This is a genomic window from Cyanothece sp. BG0011, assembly GCF_003013815.1.
Classification (GTDB): Bacteria; Cyanobacteriota; Cyanobacteriia; order Cyanobacteriales; family Microcystaceae; genus Crocosphaera.
The window spans coordinates 1-18,838 of the sequence record NZ_PRLH01000116.1 but is presented as its reverse complement, the minus strand read 5'-3'; the positions used below and the strand labels follow the sequence as shown (position 1 = coordinate 18,838).

The 18,838-nt window shown below is 39.0% G+C and carries 17 protein-coding genes and 2 pseudogenes; 10 read left to right on the top strand and 9 right to left on the bottom strand.

Annotation, left to right across the window (positions count from 1 at the left end):
* Positions 1 to 307: 307 nt before the first annotated feature.
* Positions 308 to 925 (top strand): MarC family protein, encoded by a 618-nt coding sequence (locus tag C4E06_RS15330; RefSeq protein ID WP_339376982.1) that lies wholly within the window; start codon positions 308 to 310, stop codon positions 923 to 925.
* A 9-nt stretch (positions 926 to 934) separates the two neighbouring features.
* Here C4E06_RS15330 and C4E06_RS15325 read toward each other — a convergent pair whose 3' ends face one another.
* The 4 genes from C4E06_RS15325 to C4E06_RS15310 all read right to left on the bottom strand — a co-directional run bounded on the left by C4E06_RS15325 (position 935) and on the right by C4E06_RS15310 (position 5,869).
* Positions 935 to 1,237: a hypothetical protein gene (locus C4E06_RS15325; protein WP_157951164.1), complete on the bottom strand. Its 303-nt coding sequence runs from the start codon at positions 1,235 to 1,237 to the stop codon at positions 935 to 937.
* Between the two features lie 40 nt (positions 1,238 to 1,277).
* Positions 1,278 to 3,086 (bottom strand): mechanosensitive ion channel family protein, encoded by a 1,809-nt coding sequence (locus C4E06_RS15320; protein WP_107668863.1) that lies wholly within the window; start codon positions 3,084 to 3,086, stop codon positions 1,278 to 1,280.
* 74 nt (positions 3,087 to 3,160) lie between these two features.
* Positions 3,161 to 4,870, bottom strand: coding sequence for an iron uptake porin (locus C4E06_RS15315; RefSeq protein ID WP_107668862.1), 1,710 nt, complete (start codon positions 4,868 to 4,870; stop codon positions 3,161 to 3,163).
* 345 nt (positions 4,871 to 5,215) lie between these two features.
* The gene (locus C4E06_RS15310) at positions 5,216 to 5,869 is read right to left on the bottom strand and encodes a hypothetical protein (RefSeq protein WP_107668861.1); all 654 of its coding nucleotides are present in this window, start codon (positions 5,867 to 5,869) and stop codon (positions 5,216 to 5,218) included.
* A 520-nt stretch (positions 5,870 to 6,389) separates the two neighbouring features.
* Between C4E06_RS15310 and C4E06_RS15305 the strand changes: the two genes are divergently transcribed.
* The 5 genes and pseudogenes from C4E06_RS15305 to dnaK all read left to right on the top strand — a co-directional run bounded on the left by C4E06_RS15305 (position 6,390) and on the right by dnaK (position 13,919).
* Positions 6,390 to 8,753 carry an arylsulfatase gene (locus tag C4E06_RS15305; protein WP_107668860.1) on the top strand — a complete coding sequence of 788 codons (2,364 nt, stop codon included), beginning with the start codon at positions 6,390 to 6,392 and terminating at the stop codon, positions 8,751 to 8,753.
* 139 nt (positions 8,754 to 8,892) lie between these two features.
* Complete coding sequence (locus C4E06_RS15300) at positions 8,893 to 9,822, top strand: HAD family phosphatase (protein ID WP_198648712.1); 930 nt, start codon at positions 8,893 to 8,895, stop codon at positions 9,820 to 9,822.
* Between the two features lie 10 nt (positions 9,823 to 9,832).
* Positions 9,833 to 10,702 carry a bile acid:sodium symporter family protein gene (locus C4E06_RS15295; RefSeq protein ID WP_107668858.1) on the top strand — a complete coding sequence of 290 codons (870 nt, stop codon included), beginning with the start codon at positions 9,833 to 9,835 and terminating at the stop codon, positions 10,700 to 10,702.
* Between the two features lie 12 nt (positions 10,703 to 10,714).
* Positions 10,715 to 11,692: a formylglycine-generating enzyme family protein gene (locus tag C4E06_RS15290; protein WP_107668857.1), complete on the top strand. Its 978-nt coding sequence runs from the start codon at positions 10,715 to 10,717 to the stop codon at positions 11,690 to 11,692.
* A gap of 306 nt (positions 11,693 to 11,998) precedes the next feature.
* A pseudogene (gene dnaK, locus C4E06_RS15285) lies at positions 11,999 to 13,919 on the top strand (molecular chaperone DnaK).
* A gap of 151 nt (positions 13,920 to 14,070) precedes the next feature.
* Here the strand turns inward: dnaK and C4E06_RS15280 are convergent.
* The 4 genes from C4E06_RS15280 to C4E06_RS15265 form a co-directional block, all read right to left on the bottom strand.
* Positions 14,071 to 14,499 (bottom strand): type II toxin-antitoxin system VapC family toxin, encoded by a 429-nt coding sequence (locus C4E06_RS15280; protein WP_107668856.1) that lies wholly within the window; start codon positions 14,497 to 14,499, stop codon positions 14,071 to 14,073.
* Positions 14,489 to 14,713, bottom strand: a complete 225-nt coding sequence (locus C4E06_RS15275) for a hypothetical protein (RefSeq protein WP_107668855.1) — start codon at positions 14,711 to 14,713, stop codon at positions 14,489 to 14,491. The genes C4E06_RS15280 and C4E06_RS15275 overlap by 11 nt, the downstream gene beginning before the upstream one ends.
* A 45-nt stretch (positions 14,714 to 14,758) precedes the next feature.
* Positions 14,759 to 15,154, bottom strand: coding sequence for a hypothetical protein (locus C4E06_RS15270; protein WP_107668854.1), 396 nt, complete (start codon positions 15,152 to 15,154; stop codon positions 14,759 to 14,761).
* A 190-nt stretch (positions 15,155 to 15,344) separates the two neighbouring features.
* Positions 15,345 to 15,584, bottom strand: coding sequence for a hypothetical protein (locus C4E06_RS15265; RefSeq protein ID WP_107668853.1), 240 nt, complete (start codon positions 15,582 to 15,584; stop codon positions 15,345 to 15,347).
* Positions 15,585 to 15,736: 152 nt separating this feature from the next.
* Between C4E06_RS15265 and C4E06_RS15260 the strand changes: the two genes are divergently transcribed.
* The 4 genes from C4E06_RS15260 to C4E06_RS15245 all read left to right on the top strand — a co-directional run bounded on the left by C4E06_RS15260 (position 15,737) and on the right by C4E06_RS15245 (position 16,814).
* Positions 15,737 to 16,003 (top strand): type II toxin-antitoxin system HicA family toxin, encoded by a 267-nt coding sequence (locus C4E06_RS15260; RefSeq protein WP_107668852.1) that lies wholly within the window; start codon positions 15,737 to 15,739, stop codon positions 16,001 to 16,003.
* Entirely contained in the window at positions 15,987 to 16,199 is a 213-nt protein-coding gene (locus C4E06_RS15255; protein ID WP_107668851.1) for a type II toxin-antitoxin system HicB family antitoxin, read from the top strand. Before C4E06_RS15260 ends, C4E06_RS15255 begins: the two co-directional genes overlap by 17 nt.
* Positions 16,200 to 16,260: 61 nt before the next feature.
* On the top strand, positions 16,261 to 16,518 hold the full coding sequence (locus C4E06_RS15250) for a hypothetical protein (RefSeq protein WP_107668850.1): 258 nt from the start codon (positions 16,261 to 16,263) through the stop codon (positions 16,516 to 16,518).
* Entirely contained in the window at positions 16,503 to 16,814 is a 312-nt protein-coding gene (locus tag C4E06_RS15245; RefSeq protein WP_370051343.1) for a type II toxin-antitoxin system RelE/ParE family toxin, read from the top strand. Before C4E06_RS15250 ends, C4E06_RS15245 begins: the two co-directional genes overlap by 16 nt.
* A 55-nt stretch (positions 16,815 to 16,869) precedes the next feature.
* Here C4E06_RS15245 and C4E06_RS15240 read toward each other — a convergent pair.
* Positions 16,870 to 18,838, bottom strand: a pseudogene (locus C4E06_RS15240) (xanthine dehydrogenase family protein molybdopterin-binding subunit); the annotation flags it as partial.

Here is an 18,838-nt window from a genome sequence, read left to right as displayed (position 1 = left end):
TTAACGAGGTTTTTAATGAAATATAAGGTTTTTTCCCATTTTCCCTTGACAAAGCGTTTCTTGATGCCGGTTATCTTATCTTTGATTACTGTATTAACCCTGTGGTTCTCAGTCAATTTTCCTGTTGTTGCGACTTCCCCAACCAATAGAGTTATAGAAACCCAACCCCTCAAGAGCAACCCATTTTGTTCGCTCAAGCTGACTTAGAAACGGAGTCCCCTAAACCAGACCCGACAGATATCAAAGTTGGGAACGGCAAAACCTCACCGAATTACAACAATTTCGGGGCGTTTTAAGTGCCGGTAATATTTTTATTATCTTCTTTGTTACCCTCGGACCAGTTAAAATTATTCCTACTTTTATCAAACTGACCCAAAATGCTGATGATGACCTACGCAAAAGTTTAGCCCTTAATGGTGCAGGGTTAGCCACCATTATTATTGTCTTAGTGGTTCTCATTGGTGGCAACATTCTCACTAGATGGACTGTGAGTATGTCTGCATTGTTGATGGCTGCCGGTATTATGTTATTCCTGGCCTCGTTACAAGCAGTGATGTCTCAATACAAAGGGTCAACAAGTAATGAACCACTGCTGGAACCCTCAATGAAACTGTTAATCAATCCTCTCACCTTTCCCACCATTTTGCCTCCTTATGGCATTGCCTTGGCTTTAATTTTAATGGTGTTTAATAATCGCATTTCTGACCGTCCTTTTATTGTTCCGGTCATGCTCATTCTAGTCATGGTTTTAAATTTGTTGGCGATGTTATTTGCTCGTCCTATTCTCAAAGCCATTAAATTGCCTACTTTACAAATAGCAGGACTGGTTTTAGGGGTCATGCAGTTAGCTTTAGGAATAGAGATTATTCTTATCGGTATTCATATCCAAGCACTGATATTAGAAGACCTTTTACAACTTAATTAACTTCAATAACTAATCCTCGCAGGCCATACGTAAGGCTCCCAGAAGCCAGGAACCAGGGCGAGGCTCAAGGCCACTGGAGCTATCTAAAACATTTTGCCACCCATATCCTTCTGCTTCGTACTGTTCCATATTTCTTTTCATCGCAATCAGTTTCTGGGTTATTTCTGAACGATTTGTATCTAATAAAGATAATAATTTATCGGTGTTTTCTGCATGAGTCATAGACGTAATAATCTCACAAACTTCTGTTGAACTTGGAGGCGTTGGACTAACAGCTTGGCCAGGAAAAATATTAGAAAATACAGTGGTCATGACAATGATTATGGCAAGGATAAGTAGATAGAAGGTTGTCCTATTGGTCTTGATGATCATTATTTTTCTTTAATATATTTCCTAACGATTCAAAACGAAATCCCGGCGCTTGATAATCTTCAGGAAGATAATTTTCAGGGATAGTAATTTGATGGCCATCTCTAACGGCCCGATAGTGAGGTGAAAGAATTTCAATATCGGCTTCGTTACACTTATCTTGAATACTTTGATGAAGTGCTGAGTAAATTAACGCCATTTTTTCAGGGGTATTAGTAAAGGCTTTTATGGTATAAGCCACATAAAAATCATCTAAACTGGTTTGTAACACAAAGGGTTCAGGGGTTTGCAGAATTCCCTCACTCTCTTTCGCTGCATCAATGAGAACTTGATGAACTTTTCGCCAAGGAACATCATAGCCTAAAGTAATGGTTGTCTTTAAGACTAAAGGTTGTTTGCGATCGCGAATTGAAGCAGTATAGTTAGTAATATCACTCACCAGAAGCGTCGCATTGGGAATGGTAATCACTTCATTATCCGGGGTCATAATGCGTGTGGTTAGCATGGTTTTTTCAACAACGCGACCGGTTTTATCATTCACCGTAATTACATCTTCTAGTTGAAAAGCACGGGTATAAATCAGAACAATTCCACTGACAATATTACCAATAATTGCCGTTGAACCTAAGGTAAATAAAGCTCCAGCAAAGATAGATATCCCTTGAAACCCTGCCGAACTTGATGCCGGTAAGTAAGGAAAAATAAGAACTCCTGCTAACGCAATAATAAAGAACACTGTCAGGTTATAAGTCGGTTTTGCCCACTCTGGATAAAAGCCATTAATTCGGATGCGTTCTTGTTGAACTGCCTTAAAGAAAAAGTCAGCAAACCGAATAGAATAATAAGCAAGAATTCCGATAGCGGCAATAATAAATAGGTTGGGTAAATAAGCAATAATTCCACCAAAAACTAAATTAATCGCTCCCCAAAAACCATTCAGTAACTTAACTCCAATAGATTGAGTCCAAGGAAAATAACTGAGAACGAGGGGAATATAAATATAGAAAACTAAGAATACTAAAAAGACTCGGATTAGAGTAAAAACAAAAGAAATAAATTTAGCAACTTGGCGACCCGATATAAATTGTAAGCCTTGAAATTCAACCGAGTCTAATCTCTCTCTTTGCCAAGCTCGGATACGATTAAAGATAGAAGGAAGAATTTTATTGAAGAGATATAAAGTAATAAAAGCGATAATTGTGGCAATAACCGCTTTAATTGTTCCCCACAAAATAGATTCTTGAGTTCTAGATTCTCGATACTCAGTAATAGCAGTTATGATTTGTTCAAGACGCTCATCCACTAATTGAGAAAGAGGCATATTTTCTGCTTCGGCATCTTCTTCTGAAAAAGCTGTTATTATCAGATCATCTGCTTGAATTAGTTCTAAATCTTTTAAATTAGTGCTGTTAATTTCTTCTGGGAGGATAGCTGAATTTTGAGCAACTTCTTCTAGTCTTTCCATTGTTGCTTTCGCACGATTTTCTGGAGAAACATCCCCTAAAGCACTTTTAATGGTAAAAACTGTTTTGCCATCCAATAAAACATCTGCTTCTTCAACTTCTTCGCTACTTTTTTCTTCTTCTTCTTCTGTTGTCTTGTCTCCGTTTTCATCCGTTACAGAGGCTTCGGGTTCTTCTGAAGATTGAGCAATAATAATTGATGATGTTATCCCCTGATTTATATTGTTAAAGTCTAAACTTTGTGAATAAACCCAAGGGGCAGTAATGACTGTTAAAAAACCTATTAATAAACAAATACCGGTTATCCGAAATGATGAAATAAACTTCATAATATTCTTAAATGGATAAATTTAGTTAGAGTATAGACCAATTTATCGAAAATTTCTTTAATTTGTTGCTTTTATTAAAAAGTAAAAGTGGTGCGAATGGTTCCAATAAAATCAGTGGCGTTATCATTATCTTGGTTGGGAGCCAATAACCAAATAAAACCAGGGGTAATATAAATGTTATCGTTCACGCCATAACGATAAAATGCCTCAAGATGATAGGGAATATCTACCTCAAAGGGTTGGGGGTTTCCTCCTTCAAAATCCGTTAAATAGGGTTGCGCACCTACTACAAAACCGAGTAAGTTTCCTTCTTTTCCCAAGTCAGGAAAGGCAAAGGTTAAGGCATAGGTTAAGATATCACCATCTCCTCGACCGATTAAACGGGCGTTAGTCGTCGTAAACCAACCGTTAACCGTAAATTCTGGACTGGTTCGCCAGGAAACATTAACACCATAAGCATTACTAATAACAGGAAACTGTTCAACCCCAAAAAGTCCCCCTCCAGGAATATCTTGCCCGGCTAAAGAGTTAGCAACGGCGGTTCCACTGACTCCTAAGCCATTATAATTAAAGCCAAATCGTCCGGGGGGCGCATATTCGTTAACATACACCCCGGCAACGGAAAAACCGTCTGTTAAATCCCAGGTTAACTGGCCTAAAGCCCCATAACCGCCATTAAATAAGCCATTTCCTTGACGGGGGTTCCCTGCAGTTAAACCATCGGCTAAATAACCAGCCGAAAGTTTTAAGCTTTCTGTAAACTTATAATTCAGCATTAACCCCGTTCCCCCCCCACTGGCTGCATAGATAGGGTTCCGTTGTCCAAACTCAGAAATTGACCCTTTCCCCCCGTCAAGGTCGTCTATATAAGGGTTGAGAGTAGGGACTAAGGGATGGAAAGCGGTGATACTACCAGCAAAATTAAGTCTTAGTTTGTCATTAACAGGAAAGGTATATTGAAAGGATAGTAACTTTAACTGGTTGTTAGTATTTCCTGCAAACTGAGAGGATAACGTGCCTTCTGCTGTGGGTAAAGGTAATGTAATTCCTGATGGAGTAGGAACGTCGGTCGTTGCAAGGTTAAAACTAATATCTAAAGGGGTATTCCCTGCAAAGAAACTACTAATTAATAAGTCTTTCCCTGTGAAACTGGTGATAAAGTTAAAATTGCTTCGGTAGTCTAGGATAGCGTTGTTTTTACGGTTATCCGTTCCATAGACATCACTGGCAGAAAATACCACCGAACCGGCGAGTTTTGTCGTGGTAGAAAATTGATGATTTTCGAGATAAGCGGTACGGTTTTCTAAGTTACTTAAGCGAGTCCCAATAACCTGTAAATCTTCGTCAAAGGCTTTTGCAAGGCGTTTAAATATTTCAATATCTTCTCTTAAGACTGCTACATTATTTTGCAATAACCGTTCAATGGTGGTTAAACAAGCATTTAACCCGGCTACAAACTCCCAACGGGTTAAGGACCGTTCTCCGTAAAAAGTTAAGTTAGGATATCCTTCTATACAACTATAACGCTCAATTAAAGTTCTTAAGGCTTCATAAGCCCAATCTCCAGGGGCAATATCTTTTAATTGATTAACTGAGTTAACCTGTCCCATGGGATGATTACTCAAAAATTTAGGCTTAGGAGTCACTTTAGTTTCAGTTGGTTTGAGAGGAAAAGGAGACCCCTTAACGGGTTTACGGTTGATTAACACTTCAAAGGTTAACCAAGATAAACAAAACATTGCTAGTGTTTGAGAAAATTGTGTAATTAAACCAGTTTTTCCCATAATTATTTATCTTAAATAATGTTGTGCAGATTTTAACACTGTTAAACATTTTTTACTACAATCGTAACTTGTCATGGCGAGGGGTGATAATAAATTAAAAATAATCCTTCTAGTGCCATTCATCGTGAAAAACAAATTTAAGTAGAATCTCGAAAAAAGAAAATTGATTTAATTAATATAGCAATCAGTTTTCAGTTGTGAGAAAGGGTTTAACATTGTTAAACCCCTACAAATTCCTCTTGTAGGGACATAATATTATTATGTCCTAATTGGTTCTCATAAAAGCAATCTCTACATCAGAAAAAAATTGCTTGACCACTTTACTGCTAAAGTTACAATAACATTTTACGAACGTTTTAAAACCCCTAATCCTTCTAATAGTTGCGGTTCCGTTTCTAAAGCAATTTTAGCAATCGCAATAAAATCAGCTAACCAAAGACGTAAGTTTTCTAAGGCCTGATTTTTAATATCTGTTGCGTGTTGTGCGTCTCCTTTTTCTTTTTCTTGAATTAAACTAGCGTTTTCTAGGAGATTCGTATCAGTTTTTGCAATTTCTAATTTAGTTTTGCTAATACCATATTCCGTTAACTTTTTAATAATTTCGGGGTCATTTAAAGCATTTTGATAAAACTGCTTAGCTTGACTTAACCATCCTGATAATGTTGTTTTTCGTCGTCCATTTAACCCTAATGTTCGGGCAACACCACTGTCATGTTTAAAAGCAATTCTAGCAATTTTAATACACCGCATATAACTGTATTTTGCGTCTTTCCACAGTTGGTGAACGGTTTCGGTTGAACTCATTTGTTCCCCGTATTTTTGTTGTTGTTTTTGATAAGCTTCTAGAGCAAGGGTATAAAGTTTTTTACCTTCTTGTAGTTTAATTTTGGTGTAACCGTATTGATTCAAATAGGTTTGGATTTCTACAAAAGTTAAAGCGTTATCAATGGCAATTTGTGCGCGGTGTAAAAAAAGGTCAGTTTTTTCTCTAATCGGCATGATTTTACAGTCAAAAGTTGAAAATTATTAGGGATTGAATAGGATTAAACCCCTAGACAAGATTGATAATTTAGTTATTCCCTCTGGATAATTCAATTGAATCAAGTTGTAACATTATTTAACGTTGTAGAATCACTGGTTAATCGTGCAAAATTGTTGATCACTGGTACAAAATGATTGATCAATAAGTCAAAATTATCGATCGCCGTTACAAAACGGTTCACGATAATGACAAAACAAAGGATCAAGAGGTCAAAATTATTAATCACAAGTTAAAAAAAGTTGACTATTAAGACAAAATCATTCAACATCGTTACAGAATGATTGATTGGTGTTGTTTTCTTAATTACATTAATTATTTAACAGTTTTCTAGGTTTTTGTTCCTTGCCTCTTGCCTCTTGCCTTGTTTTAATCTTAGCGAATTGGGTTTTCTTATAAAATGCAAGCAGTTTACTCTTTTGCTACTAAACCCTTGATCAAGATCATCTTGCTTAACTAAATTACAACAAAGAAATAACGATGTTTAAATCTATTTTAAAAGCGATCGCCATAACCATGATCGCCCTCACATTTTCCTTAGAAACAACCTTAACGCCGGTATTAGCACAAGAGTTAATACCCCATCCCGATAAACCCTTTACCGGTAACATCGGATTAACTTACAAAGACTCAGAAGCGGTTAAACCCGAATTAAAGCTACCCTCTAACTACGGCATCGAAAATGCCCCTAATATCTTACTGGTTCTCATCGATGATGTGGGATACGGACAGTTTGGAACCTTTGGCGGTGCAGTTCCCTCCCCTACCCTAGATAAAATTGCTAACAACGGCTTACGTTACACTCAATTTCATACAACAGCGTTATGTTCCCCTACCCGTGCAGCCTTACTCACCGGACGTAACCATCATTCTGTAGGAACGGGGGTTATTCAAGAAGTAGCCACCGGGTTTCCTGGATATTCGGGCATTATTCCCAAAAGTGCGGCCCCTTTTTCCAAAATCTTACAAGACTATGGTTATGGGACCGCCTGGTTTGGCAAAAATCATAATGTTCCCGACTGGGAAACCAGTATGGCCGGACCCTTTGACCATTGGCCAAACGCCCAAGGATTCGACTATTTTTACGGTTTTGTGGGAGGAGATACGGATCAATATACTCCCGCTTTGGTGGAGAATACCACGCGCTTAGAAGCCCCAAAAACTAACGCTGATGGCTCTCCTTATCACCTGACGACTGATCTTGCAGACCATGCCATCAACTATATTCGTCAAGTTCATTCTATTTCCCCCGATAAACCCTTCTTTGCCTATTTTGCTACTGGTGCCACCCATGCGCCTCACCAAGTCCCCCAAAAATGGAGCGACCCGTTTAAGGGACAATTTGACATAGGATGGGACAAATATCGCCAAGAAACCTTTGCAAGACAGAAGAAACTCGGCGTTATTCCCCAAGACGCTATCTTAACCCCTCGTCCGAAGGAGTTACCAGCTTGGGACTCCCTTTCAGCAGAGGAGCAAAAAGTTTATGCAAGGATGGCCGAAGTATTTGCCGGGTTCACTGCACAAACTGACTACGAAGTGGGTCGAGTGGTGCAAGCGATCGATGATTTAGGTATTCTTGATAATACGATAGTCTTCTACATTGCCGGAGATAATGGGTCCAGTGCAGAGGGGGGTTTAGAAGGATTATTAAATGAAAATACCTTCTTTAATGCCTTACCCGAAGATTTAGAGACGAAACTGGCTGCGGTAGATGACTTAGGAGGTCCTAAATACTTTAACCATTTTCCTGCCGGTTGGGCCTGGGCCATGGATACGCCGTTTCAATGGACTAAACAAGTGGCTTCCCATTTTGGGGGAACTCGTAACGCCATGGCCGTTTCTTGGCCTGCGCGTATTAAAGATAAAGGGGAAACTCGTTATCAGTTTAGTCATATCATCGATATTGCTCCTACCATATTAGAGGCTATTGGTATTCAACCCCCGGTAGAAGTTGACGGTATTGGACAAAAACCCATTGAAGGAACCAGCTTAGTTTATACCTTTGATGACGCAAAAGCTAAAACCCGTCATAATACCCAATACTTTGAAATGTTAGGGAATCAGGGAATTTATCATGATGGATGGATGGCTAGTGCGTTGAATAGTATTCCTTGGGACCCTAACCCATCAGGAAAAGACTTACTTCATCTTGATTGGGAACTGTATCATATTGATGAAGATTTTACCCAAGCTGTGGATGTTGCTGAGGAAATGCCGGATAAGTTGCAGGAGATGAAAGACTTATTTTATGCTCAAGCAGCAAAATATGATGTATTGCCGTTAGATGCCCGTAAAACGGAGCGGTTTCGGGTAGATTTACGGCCTAGTTTAACAGAAGGACGCACTAACTTTAGTTATCCCGATCATTTACGCATTACCGAAGGCTCAGCCCCCGATGTGAAACATAAAAATCATACCATTACGGCTGATGTTGTCATTCCTGATGGGGGTGCAGAAGGGGTATTAATGACCCACGGGGGTCGTTTTGGGGGTTACGGACTCTTTATTAAAGACAGTAAGCTAGTTTATAGCTATAACCTAGCGGATACTGCTAATTACGACATCGTTTCCACTGAGTCTATCCCTACTGGCAAGGTGAAACTTAAAGCCGTTTATAAAACCGACGCAGATCAACCTTTTTCGGGGGGAAATGTGACCCTTTACGCCAATAATCGTAAAATTGGCAGTGGAAGAGTGGAGAAAACCTTACCTAACCGTCTGTCTCTTGATGAAACCTTTGACGTTGGTTTTGATACCGGAACCCCTGTGACAGAAGCTTATGAGACTCCCTTTGATTTCACTGGAAATTTAGATCAAGTTACCATCAATCTTGACCGTTAATTTTAACTGTAAGGTGGGCATGGCCCACCCTACTTAACAATAATCTTATCAGCCAATCATGTTTAAAAAATGTTGTTTAAAGGTAATACAATTAATCATCATAGTTCTGATCTTAAATATTACTGTTTTAAATATTTCTATGGCTCAAACCCTTGGGAGTGATCCTTTACCGTCTTGGAATGAAGGAACGAATAAACAAACCATTATCAACTTTGTTGAAACGGTTAGTGATCCTAACAATTCTAATTATATTGTTCCAGAATTAAGGATTGCTACCTTTGATAATGATGGGACATTATGGGCAGAAAAACCCATGTATTTTCAAGCAGCTTTTACCCTTTCTCGTATTAAAGCATTAGCCCCTAACTTTCCTGAATGGCAAGACGAACAACCGTTTAAAGCTGTCTTAGAAAACGATCAACAATACTTAGAAAATCTAACGGTTAATGAATTGTTAGAAATGGTAATGATAACTCACGCAGGAATGAGTCAAACAGACTTTGAACAAGAAGCTAGGGAATTTTTAGAGACGGCTAAACATCCTCGGTTTAATCAATTGTATAAACAAGTGATTTATCAACCCATGCTTGAATTACTCGCTTATTTACAAAAGAATGAGTTTAAAACCTATATTTGTTCCGCAGGAGGATTAGATTTTATGCGGATTTTTGCTGAAGAAGTTTATAAAATAACGCCTGAAAACGTTATAGGTTCTAGCATAGTTAAAAAATACGAAATTATTTCTAATCATTCTCAATTTATTCGTCAACCTCAACTCATTGAACCCATGAATGATCAAGCAGGTAAACCCGTTAATATTGAACGTTTTATTGGTAAAAAACCGATCATTGCTGTCGGTAACTCAAACGGTGATATTGAAATGATGCAATATACTGTTATTAATCATCAACCCTCTTTAGCATTATTATTACATCATGATGACGAAATTCGAGAATATCGTTATACTAAAGGCACTGAAAAAGCTTTGAAACTGGCTAAAGAATATAACTGGAAAATAATTAGTATGAAAGAAGATTTTAAACAAGTTTTCCCTTTTCCTTCTAACTAATAGAAATATCATGAATAGTCCTTTTTTTGCGATTTTTGTTAAAGTTACTTTATTTACGTTAATGTTAGCCATTGGCGTAAATTTCTCTAAGGACAAATTGATTTTCTTGTGGCGCGATCCTCAGAAATTATTACGCTCTTTAGTAGCCGTTATTGTCTTAGTTCCTCTCATTGTCTTTTTGTTATTATGGGTGTTAAAATTACCGCCAGAATCAGCCACAGTATTGGCTATTTTAGCCGCATCTCCAGGGGCCCCTTTAACCACAAAACGATCTGAAATGGCTGGTGTTAGTACCCCTTATTCAACCAGTCTTCAATTAACCTTGGCTATCCTTGCGGTTATTATTACACCGTTAACATTGAGTCTTTTTAATAGTATTTTTGATTTACCCATTAAAGTGAAGGCCATAGAAGTAGCAAAACAAGTTATTCAAGTCCAATTTTTACCCATTGGCCTGGGTGTTTTACTCAAAAAAATGAAACCTCAATGGAGTGAAAAGATTAGTCAACCTCTTTCTATTTTGGCGAATATATTGTTTATCATTATGGTTTTAATGATATTACCTATTGCTATTTCTCTGATTTTGAAATTAGATATTGTATCGATGATGGCCATTTTAATTACAGCGATCGCAGCCTTAGCCATAGGACATTTTTTAGGAGGCACAGAAGTGCAAGAAAGATCAGGGTTAGCCATTGCCAGTGTAGCGCGAAATATTGGTTTAGTGTTATTTATTCTACTCATAAATGGGACAGCAAAGCCCTTTATTCCTGCTTTGGTTACCTATGCCATCCTAGGAGCGATCGCCGCTTTTCCTTACTCTTTTTGGAGTAAACGCCAACTGGCTAAACTACCATCAAATTCTGTCAGTCAATCGTAACTATTGAGACCAATGAAAGAATTTATCTTAATCCTATTTTTATCTTTCTTCCTGTTATTAAATCCTTCAAACGTAGCGGCTGAACCCTCTATTTCTTGTCCCCAAGGAATGACTTATATTCCTGGGGGAACCTTTCGCATGGGATCGGATAATTCAGACTTTATTGAAGAAAAACCCGTTGATGATGTAACTGTTGATAGTTTCTGCATCGATACCCATGAAATTACGAATGCACAATTTAGCCAATTTGTCAAAGCAACCGGTTACAAAACCGTAGCAGAACGTCCCTTATCAAAAGAACAGTTTCCCAACCTCCCCGACGAACAGAGAAAACCCGGATCTTTAGTGTTTCAACCCCCAGCAGAAGGCATTCAACGGGTTGCTTATCTCAGTTGGTGGCATTGGGTAACGGGGGCAAACTGGCAGCATCCCTATGGTCCCGATAGCAACATTATGGGCAAAGATAACTATCCTGTGGTTCATATTTCCTATGACGATGCTCAAGCTTATGCCCAATGGGCGCAAAAACAGCTACCCACCGAAGCACAATGGGAATATGCAGCGCGAGGGGGACTCCAGGGGAAAGAATACGCTTGGGGGGATCAATATTCGGCAAAAAACGCCAATACTTGGCAAGGTCTTTTTCCCTTCTTTAATACGAAAGAAGATGGTTATCTCGGTGCAGCCCCAGTTGCCTCCTTTCCCCCGAATGGTTATGGACTCTATGATATGTCTGGGAATGTCTGGGAATGGACCAAAGACTGGTATCAAGTGGAACGGGACAATATGGCGCATCAAACCAACCCGAAAGGACCTGAAGTGGGATATGACCCGAAAAAGCCACAGGATAAGCTAGTTCATGTCATTAAAGGGGGGTCTCATCTCTGTGCAAAAAATTATTGTAGTCGTTATCGTCCGGCTGCGAGAGAGTCTCAGTCACCGGATACCGGAACCACTCATATCGGCTTTCGTTTGGTAAAAAATTTTTAAAATTCTTCTTGTAAAACTTTTGTTACTGTTAGCACTTTTGTTACTGTTAGCTGAGAGGTTACATTTAACGCTGATAAAATTTATTTGAAAGCGGTGTTGCACGACTATAATACTCCCCGACACACACCAGTTGTTAACATGAGAAGAAAGACCGTCATTCCTAGGTTCGGAAACCTACACTACCCTACATAACCCCGATCCCGTCACCATAGATATGAGTGAAAAATACTCAGAGAAACCCATTATTAATACTTAAGCTGATTAACAGCATTGAGTAAGTCATATAGTAATTAAGGAGTATAGGATATGGGAAAAGTTGTTGGAATTGACTTAGGAACGACAAACTCATGTGTCGCAGTAATGGAAGGGGGGAAACCCACCGTTATTGCTAACGCGGAAGGCTTTCGTACTACCCCTTCTGTGGTCGCTTACGCCAAAAACGGCGATCGCTTGGTCGGACAGATCGCTAAGCGTCAAGCGGTGATGAACCCTGAAAATACGTTTTATTCAGTTAAACGCTTCATTGGTCGCAAACACGAAGAAGTCACCAACGAAGCGACAGAAGTCTCTTATAAGGTCATACGGGACAGCAACGGAAACGTTAAATTAGATTGTCCGGCCCAAAGCAAACAATTTGCACCGGAAGAAATTTCAGCCCAGGTTCTACGTAAGTTAGTTGAAGATGCTAGTAAATACCTCGGCGAAACCGTTACCGAGGCAGTGATCACCGTTCCTGCTTACTTTAACGACTCTCAGCGTCAAGCAACCAAAGACGCGGGTAAAATCGCGGGAATTGAAGTAAAACGGATTATTAACGAGCCTACCGCTGCATCTTTAGCCTACGGATTAGATAAAAAGAGTAACGAAACCATCCTAGTCTTTGACTTAGGGGGTGGAACCTTCGACGTATCCATTCTAGAAGTGGGTGACGGGGTATTTGAAGTATTAGCAACCTCCGGAGACACTCACCTAGGGGGTGACGACTTTGATAAGAAAATTGTTGATTATTTAGCAGCAGATTTTCAGAAAAACGAAGGGATCGATCTTCGCAAAGATAAGCAAGCACTGCAACGGTTAACCGAAGCAGCGGAAAAAGCTAAAATTGAACTGTCTAGCGTTACTCAAAGCGAGATTAACCTCCCCTTCATCACCGCTACCCAAGAAGGGCCTAAACACCTCGATACCACCTTAACACGGGCGAAATTTGAAGAACTTTGTTCTGATCTCATCGATCGCTCTCGAATCCCTGTTGAAAAGGCGATGAAAGACGCTAAACTGAGCAACAGCGATATTGATGAAGTGGTTCTGGTTGGGGGTTCAACTCGTATTCCTGCGGTACAAGAATTAGTTCAAAAAATCTTAGGCAAAGAACCCAACAAAGGGGTTAACCCTGATGAAGTGGTCGCCATGGGTGCAGCCATTCAAGGGGGTGTGTTAGCCGGTGAAGTGAAAGATATCCTTCTGTTGGACGTAACACCTCTATCTCTGGGTGTTGAAACCCTCGGCGGTGTCATGACCAAAATTATTCCCCGTAACACCACCATTCCTACCAAAAAATCTGAGGTCTTCTCAACTGCCGTTGATGGTCAAAGTAACGTAGAAATTCACGTTCTTCAAGGGGAACGGGAAATGGCCAAAGATAACAAAGATTTAGGGTTATTCCGTTTAGATGGTATTCCCCCTGCACCCCGTGGCGTTCCTCAAATTGAAGTAACCTTTGATATCGATGCTAACGGTATCCTTAACGTTACTGCAAAAGACAAAGGAACCGGTAAAGAACAGTCTATCAGTATTACGGGTGCTTCTACTTTACCCGATACCGAAGTTGATCGCATGGTTCAAGAAGCAGAAGCTAACGCCAGCGCAGATAAGGAACGTCGGGAAAAAAATTGACCGCAAGAACCAAGCTGACTCTTTAGTATATCAAGCAGATAAACAACTGACTGAGTTAGGGGATAAAGTTCCTGCTGGAGACAAAACTAAGGCCGAAGGGTTAATTAAAGACCTCAAAGATGCGATCGCTCAAGATGATGATGATAAGATCAAATCTTTAACCGAAGAGTTACAACAACTCCTCTACAGCATTGGTAGCAGTGTCTATCAACAAGCCGGTGGCGCACCTGGTGCAGCCCCTGGTGGTGATGCTGGTACCCCTCCTGGTGGTGGAGCGTCCGGCGGTGGCGATGATGTCATTGATGCCGAATTTTCTGAGTCTGACTCTAAATAATCACTATCTAAGATAGTTTTTAGAAGCATCTTAAATTTAAGATGCTTCTTTTTTTTGTAAGTTTAATTAACTTTGTAGGGCTATGCACTCCCCACCTTAAAGATAATCAATATTTTATCAATAATTGACAAAATTTGATAAATCTGTCTGTCTAAGGGACTCTTTCAAATCCTAGATTCACTTGTATAAAATGAGCATCTTCCGTTAAAACTTGAGAAATTTTTAACTCTTCCATTACTACCATTGAAGTTAAATCAGTGAAAGAAATATAAGGTTTATCAAGAAATTTAATCCTAAAAGATTGAGCTTTCATAAACCGTACCTTATCAATCCAAATTAAATTAAAATCGGGTCTTTGAAAGGCATTGGTTAAAATTTGCATAGACTCTTTTGCTTTGTCTGCATACACTCTTTTAAACAAGAGAGTAAACGTTTCATCTAAAACATAGTCAGTTGTATAGATAATTCCTTTTTGGGAACGAAACTGTTGATAAAATTGAGTCGTTTCCTGATGTCTTGTTTCGTCTCTATCATAAAGAGTCAACCATCCCCAAGTATCAATAAATAGCTTATTTTCCATATAATTCTTCATCAATATTCTGTGCTAAAGAACCCTGATTACCTTGACCAATAAAACCCAATAAAGGATCTTCATTTTCGTCAGCAATATCATCTAATGAGGTTTCCTTAAATTCAGGTAATTCGTTGACAAATTGTAAAACTGTTTGCAAGCGAGAATCTGGTAATTTTTCGATTTTGTTTAATAGTTCTTGTTTAATATCTGTTGCTGTCATTTATTTATACCTCACTTCAATTGTTTATATAGTTCTTTTTCTATTTTATTCTATAAATTCTTGTAAGATGTTAATAATTTCTTGAAAGTGTATAAAATCATCAGGCTTTTTTCTTTCTTCACATATCCATTTACACAATTGACTTTTGTTTAGTGCCATCGTATATCCACCATCTTTTCCTTCTTTTCTTTGATAAAATCGGTCTTCTAATAATTCATCAGGTATTAAATTTTCAATCCCATTGGTAACTTTTGCTGGTTGTCGTCTTTGAAGACATCTAATCATTAAATACTCATGATCTTCATTAGGTTTTTGGGTATCACAATCATACAGTAATAATGTTTTTCTGTTAAGGTAATCAGGATTAGCAATTAAAACAGCTTTCGTATTATTTAGTGCATTTTTTCCAGTGTTAAGACTTTGACCTTTCCCTATTGTCATTCCTACCCATTCAATATCAACTTGCTCTAAAATAGCTTGATATCCTAATAATTCTAAAGCAGTTTTGATATAAATAGGATCTGTTTCTCCTTCTGTTAATACTTTAGGTTTATTACCTGATTTGATTTTTTCTTCGATTTCATCTTCAAATGCTTTTGTTTTCTTATAATAGTCAAAGGATGTTTTAAACTCAGAATATTTTAAAATAAGGCAATCCTACGGCAGAATTTGCAGGTACAATATCACGATAAGCTACCCTAGCAAACTCAACTAAAGCATCAGCAATATAAGATAATAAAACACTTTTTCCTGAACCATTTACCCCGACAATAATAATAGGTTGTGGTGTTCCATCATTATTAAACGGTAAAGTAACATCTAAAAAGTCAATCGAAGCGACATTTTCTAGTAAAATATCCTTAAGATACATCTTATCTAATTCCTCTAACTATCTTTTCTATCCTTAATAGCTGGTATTCAGTATAAAAACTATTGTACTATAAAATTCTCAGTTATACTTAGAATATGTAAATAAATTTATCAAAAAAGATGGTAACAATGAATTAACATCGGATAAACTTGATGAGTAAACAAGATAAATTATTAATTAAAATTCTTCTTGGTAATGCTGATGCTAATATTCCCTTTGAACAACTTTGTCAACTTCTTAAAAAACTCGGTTTTGATGAGAGACTACGAGGTAGTCATCACATTTTTACTCAAGAGGGAATTGAAGAAATATTAAATATTCGACCCAAACAAGGAAAAGCAAAAAGCTATCAAGTTAAACAGATTCGTAATCTGATTTTAAAGTATAAATTAGGAGATAAAGATGAAAATTCGTTATGAATTAATTATCTATTGGAGTGAAGAAGATCAAGCATTTATTGTCGAAGTACCAGAGTTAGCTGGATGTATGGCTGATGGAGAAACCTATCAAGAAGCTGTACAAAATGCTGAAATTGTTATTCAAGAATGGATAGAAACTGCAAAAGAACTAGGAAAAGAAATACCTAAACCTAAAGGTCGTTTGTTATTTGCATAGTTGTCTGATTTAACAAATATAAAAATTCGTAAAAATTAAAATTAATTACCAGGAGTAACTTATGAATGCTTACAAAAAATATGTGATAATTGATAACTCTCAGCAATTAATATTATCAGATTTACCCTTTAAAGCAGGTCAAAAAGTGGAAATCATTATTTTAGCTGAAGACAATAATGAACTTGACAGTGAACTAGAGGAATTACGCCAAAAAATTGATAGCGCGACTGAACAAATGTTAGCTGAAAATGTAACCGATGGAGAATTAGTTTTTGAACAGTTACAAACTAGATTAAAGAATGAATATGGATTGGAATAATTGCAAATTATCAATTTTCTGAGGATGCAGTTAAAGATATTAATGAAATTTGTGATTATCTTGCCCAAAAAAATCCTCGTTCTGCGAGTAATTTATTTGATGGGATTCGCCAAAAATGTAAATTATTTGCCAATTTTCCGAAAATGGGAAAATCCTATTCCCAAATTAGGCCTAATTTACGAGGATTTTTAGTTAAAGACTATATCATCTTTTATTATCCTCATAATGAAGGTATTGTTATTGTTAGGATTATTAACGGTTATCGGAATCTAGACAGATTATTTAATGATGAGTAAACAAGATACATGATTAACTAAAATTTTTCTAAATAATGCTCATTCTAATATTCCTTTAATTATTAATCATTAACTTATCCGGTGTCATGGGTAACTCACGAATACGCTTACCTGTGGCATGATAAATAGCATTAGCGATCGCAGCTGAAACCCCAGTAATACCAATTTCCCCTAACCCTCGCACCCCAGCCGGATTAAAATTATAATCAGGTTCTCCCACAAAAATAACCTCAATGCGAGGAACATCTGCATGGGTGGCATAATCATAAGTTGCTAGGTCATAAACGGTCGGAAGCCCTAAATTAGGGTCAAAATCACAGTTTTCCATCAAAGCATGACCGATACCCATAATCACAGCCCCTCGCACCTGAGACGCTGCCGTTTTCGGGTTCATGACACGCCCCACATTCATCACCGACAGCCAACGGTTAACCCTTAATCTAGCAATCTCCTCATCAACACTCACCTCGCAAAAATGCGCCCCCCAAGACTGAAACGCCCATTTTTGACCTTCTTCTCCAGGAGAGGATGAAGCAGTGCCTTCTATGGCTTCTTGGCCCGACATTTTCAAGTATTCTAACGCCTCTGTGGCCGTCGTTCTTTGAGCCTGTTTCAGAAGTTCTTGACAAGCAGCCATCACTGCAGGAACCAGGGTTGCCGTCATTTGAGACCCCCCGGCCATACCCCCATTGGGTAGGGAAGAGTCCCCTATTTTGACCCGTATCCGTTCTACTGGCAATTGTAAAATTTCCGAAGCGGTTCCGGCCACAATGGTATAACATCCCGTTCCCATATCATTGGCACTGGTTAACACCTCTGCGCTACCATCAGCCAATAACCGCACCGTCACTGTCGCCCTACCTCGCAACGCCGGAAACGTAGAGGCAGCCATTCCCCAACCAATTTGTTGGCCATCACGACTCAGAGAACGAACTTGACGGAGTTCTTGAAACCAGCCAAACTCTTGAGCCCCCACCCGTAAACATTCAGCAAAAGCTTTAGCCGAAAAAGGTAAACCCTTACGCTGATGTTCATGGGTTTCATTTTTTAAACGGAGTTCTATGGGGTCTATATCCAAAGTCCAGGCCAATTCATCCATAGCCGACTCCAAGGCCCATAACCCCGGATTTTCCCCTGGCGCACGCATAAAAGTGGGGGTTCCCACATTCATCACCGCTAGTTCTTGTCGGGTTCGTAAATTATCCGCTTTATACATAGCCGGGGTGATGCCGGTGCAGGGTTCAGTAAAAACATCCACCGGGGAAGTGACAGATTTCGCTAAATGGTCGATAGCCAGCAAGGTACCGTCATTATTGGCTCCGATGCCAATAGTTTGCTCGGTTTGGGAACGATGGCCAGCATTAGCGGTCATTTGCCGACGACTGAGAACCACTTTTAACGGACGTTGCAATTCACGGGCCACCGCCACACAAAGAATGCCATGAGACCAAGGAAAGACTTTCGAGCCAAACCCCCCACCAATAAACGGGGTAATTATGCGAACCTGGTCCTTAGATAAGTCAAATAATTCTGCATAGGTTTGCTGAGTTCCCACCACCCACTGGGAGGGTTCATAGACCGTCAAACCATTTTCCCCTTCCCAGTGAGCAATAATAGGGTGGGGTTCCATGGGGGCTTGTAATTCCGTGGCGGTTTTATAAGTGGCGGTAATATTAACCGCTGCTTGGTCCATGGCATGGGATAAGTCCCCGGCCTGAAAATCCCCCTTTTCAAAGGTCATGTCTTCCCCAAACATCGGGGGAGCATCCTTAAATATGGCTTCTTCTGGGTCTATGGTGGGGGTTTGGCTGTTATATTCGACTTCAACTAAATGGGCTGCATGACGGGCTTGTTCAAAGGTTTGGGCTACCACTAAACCAATAATTTGCCCACCGTAGTGAATTTGATTATCGGATAAGGGGAGTCGGGCCTCGTAAATTTTTGAGGCCATAAAATTATTGGTCGGTTTAACAATGGTCGGTCGATTTTCGTGGTGATAATTTTAATCACCCCAGGGGACTTGG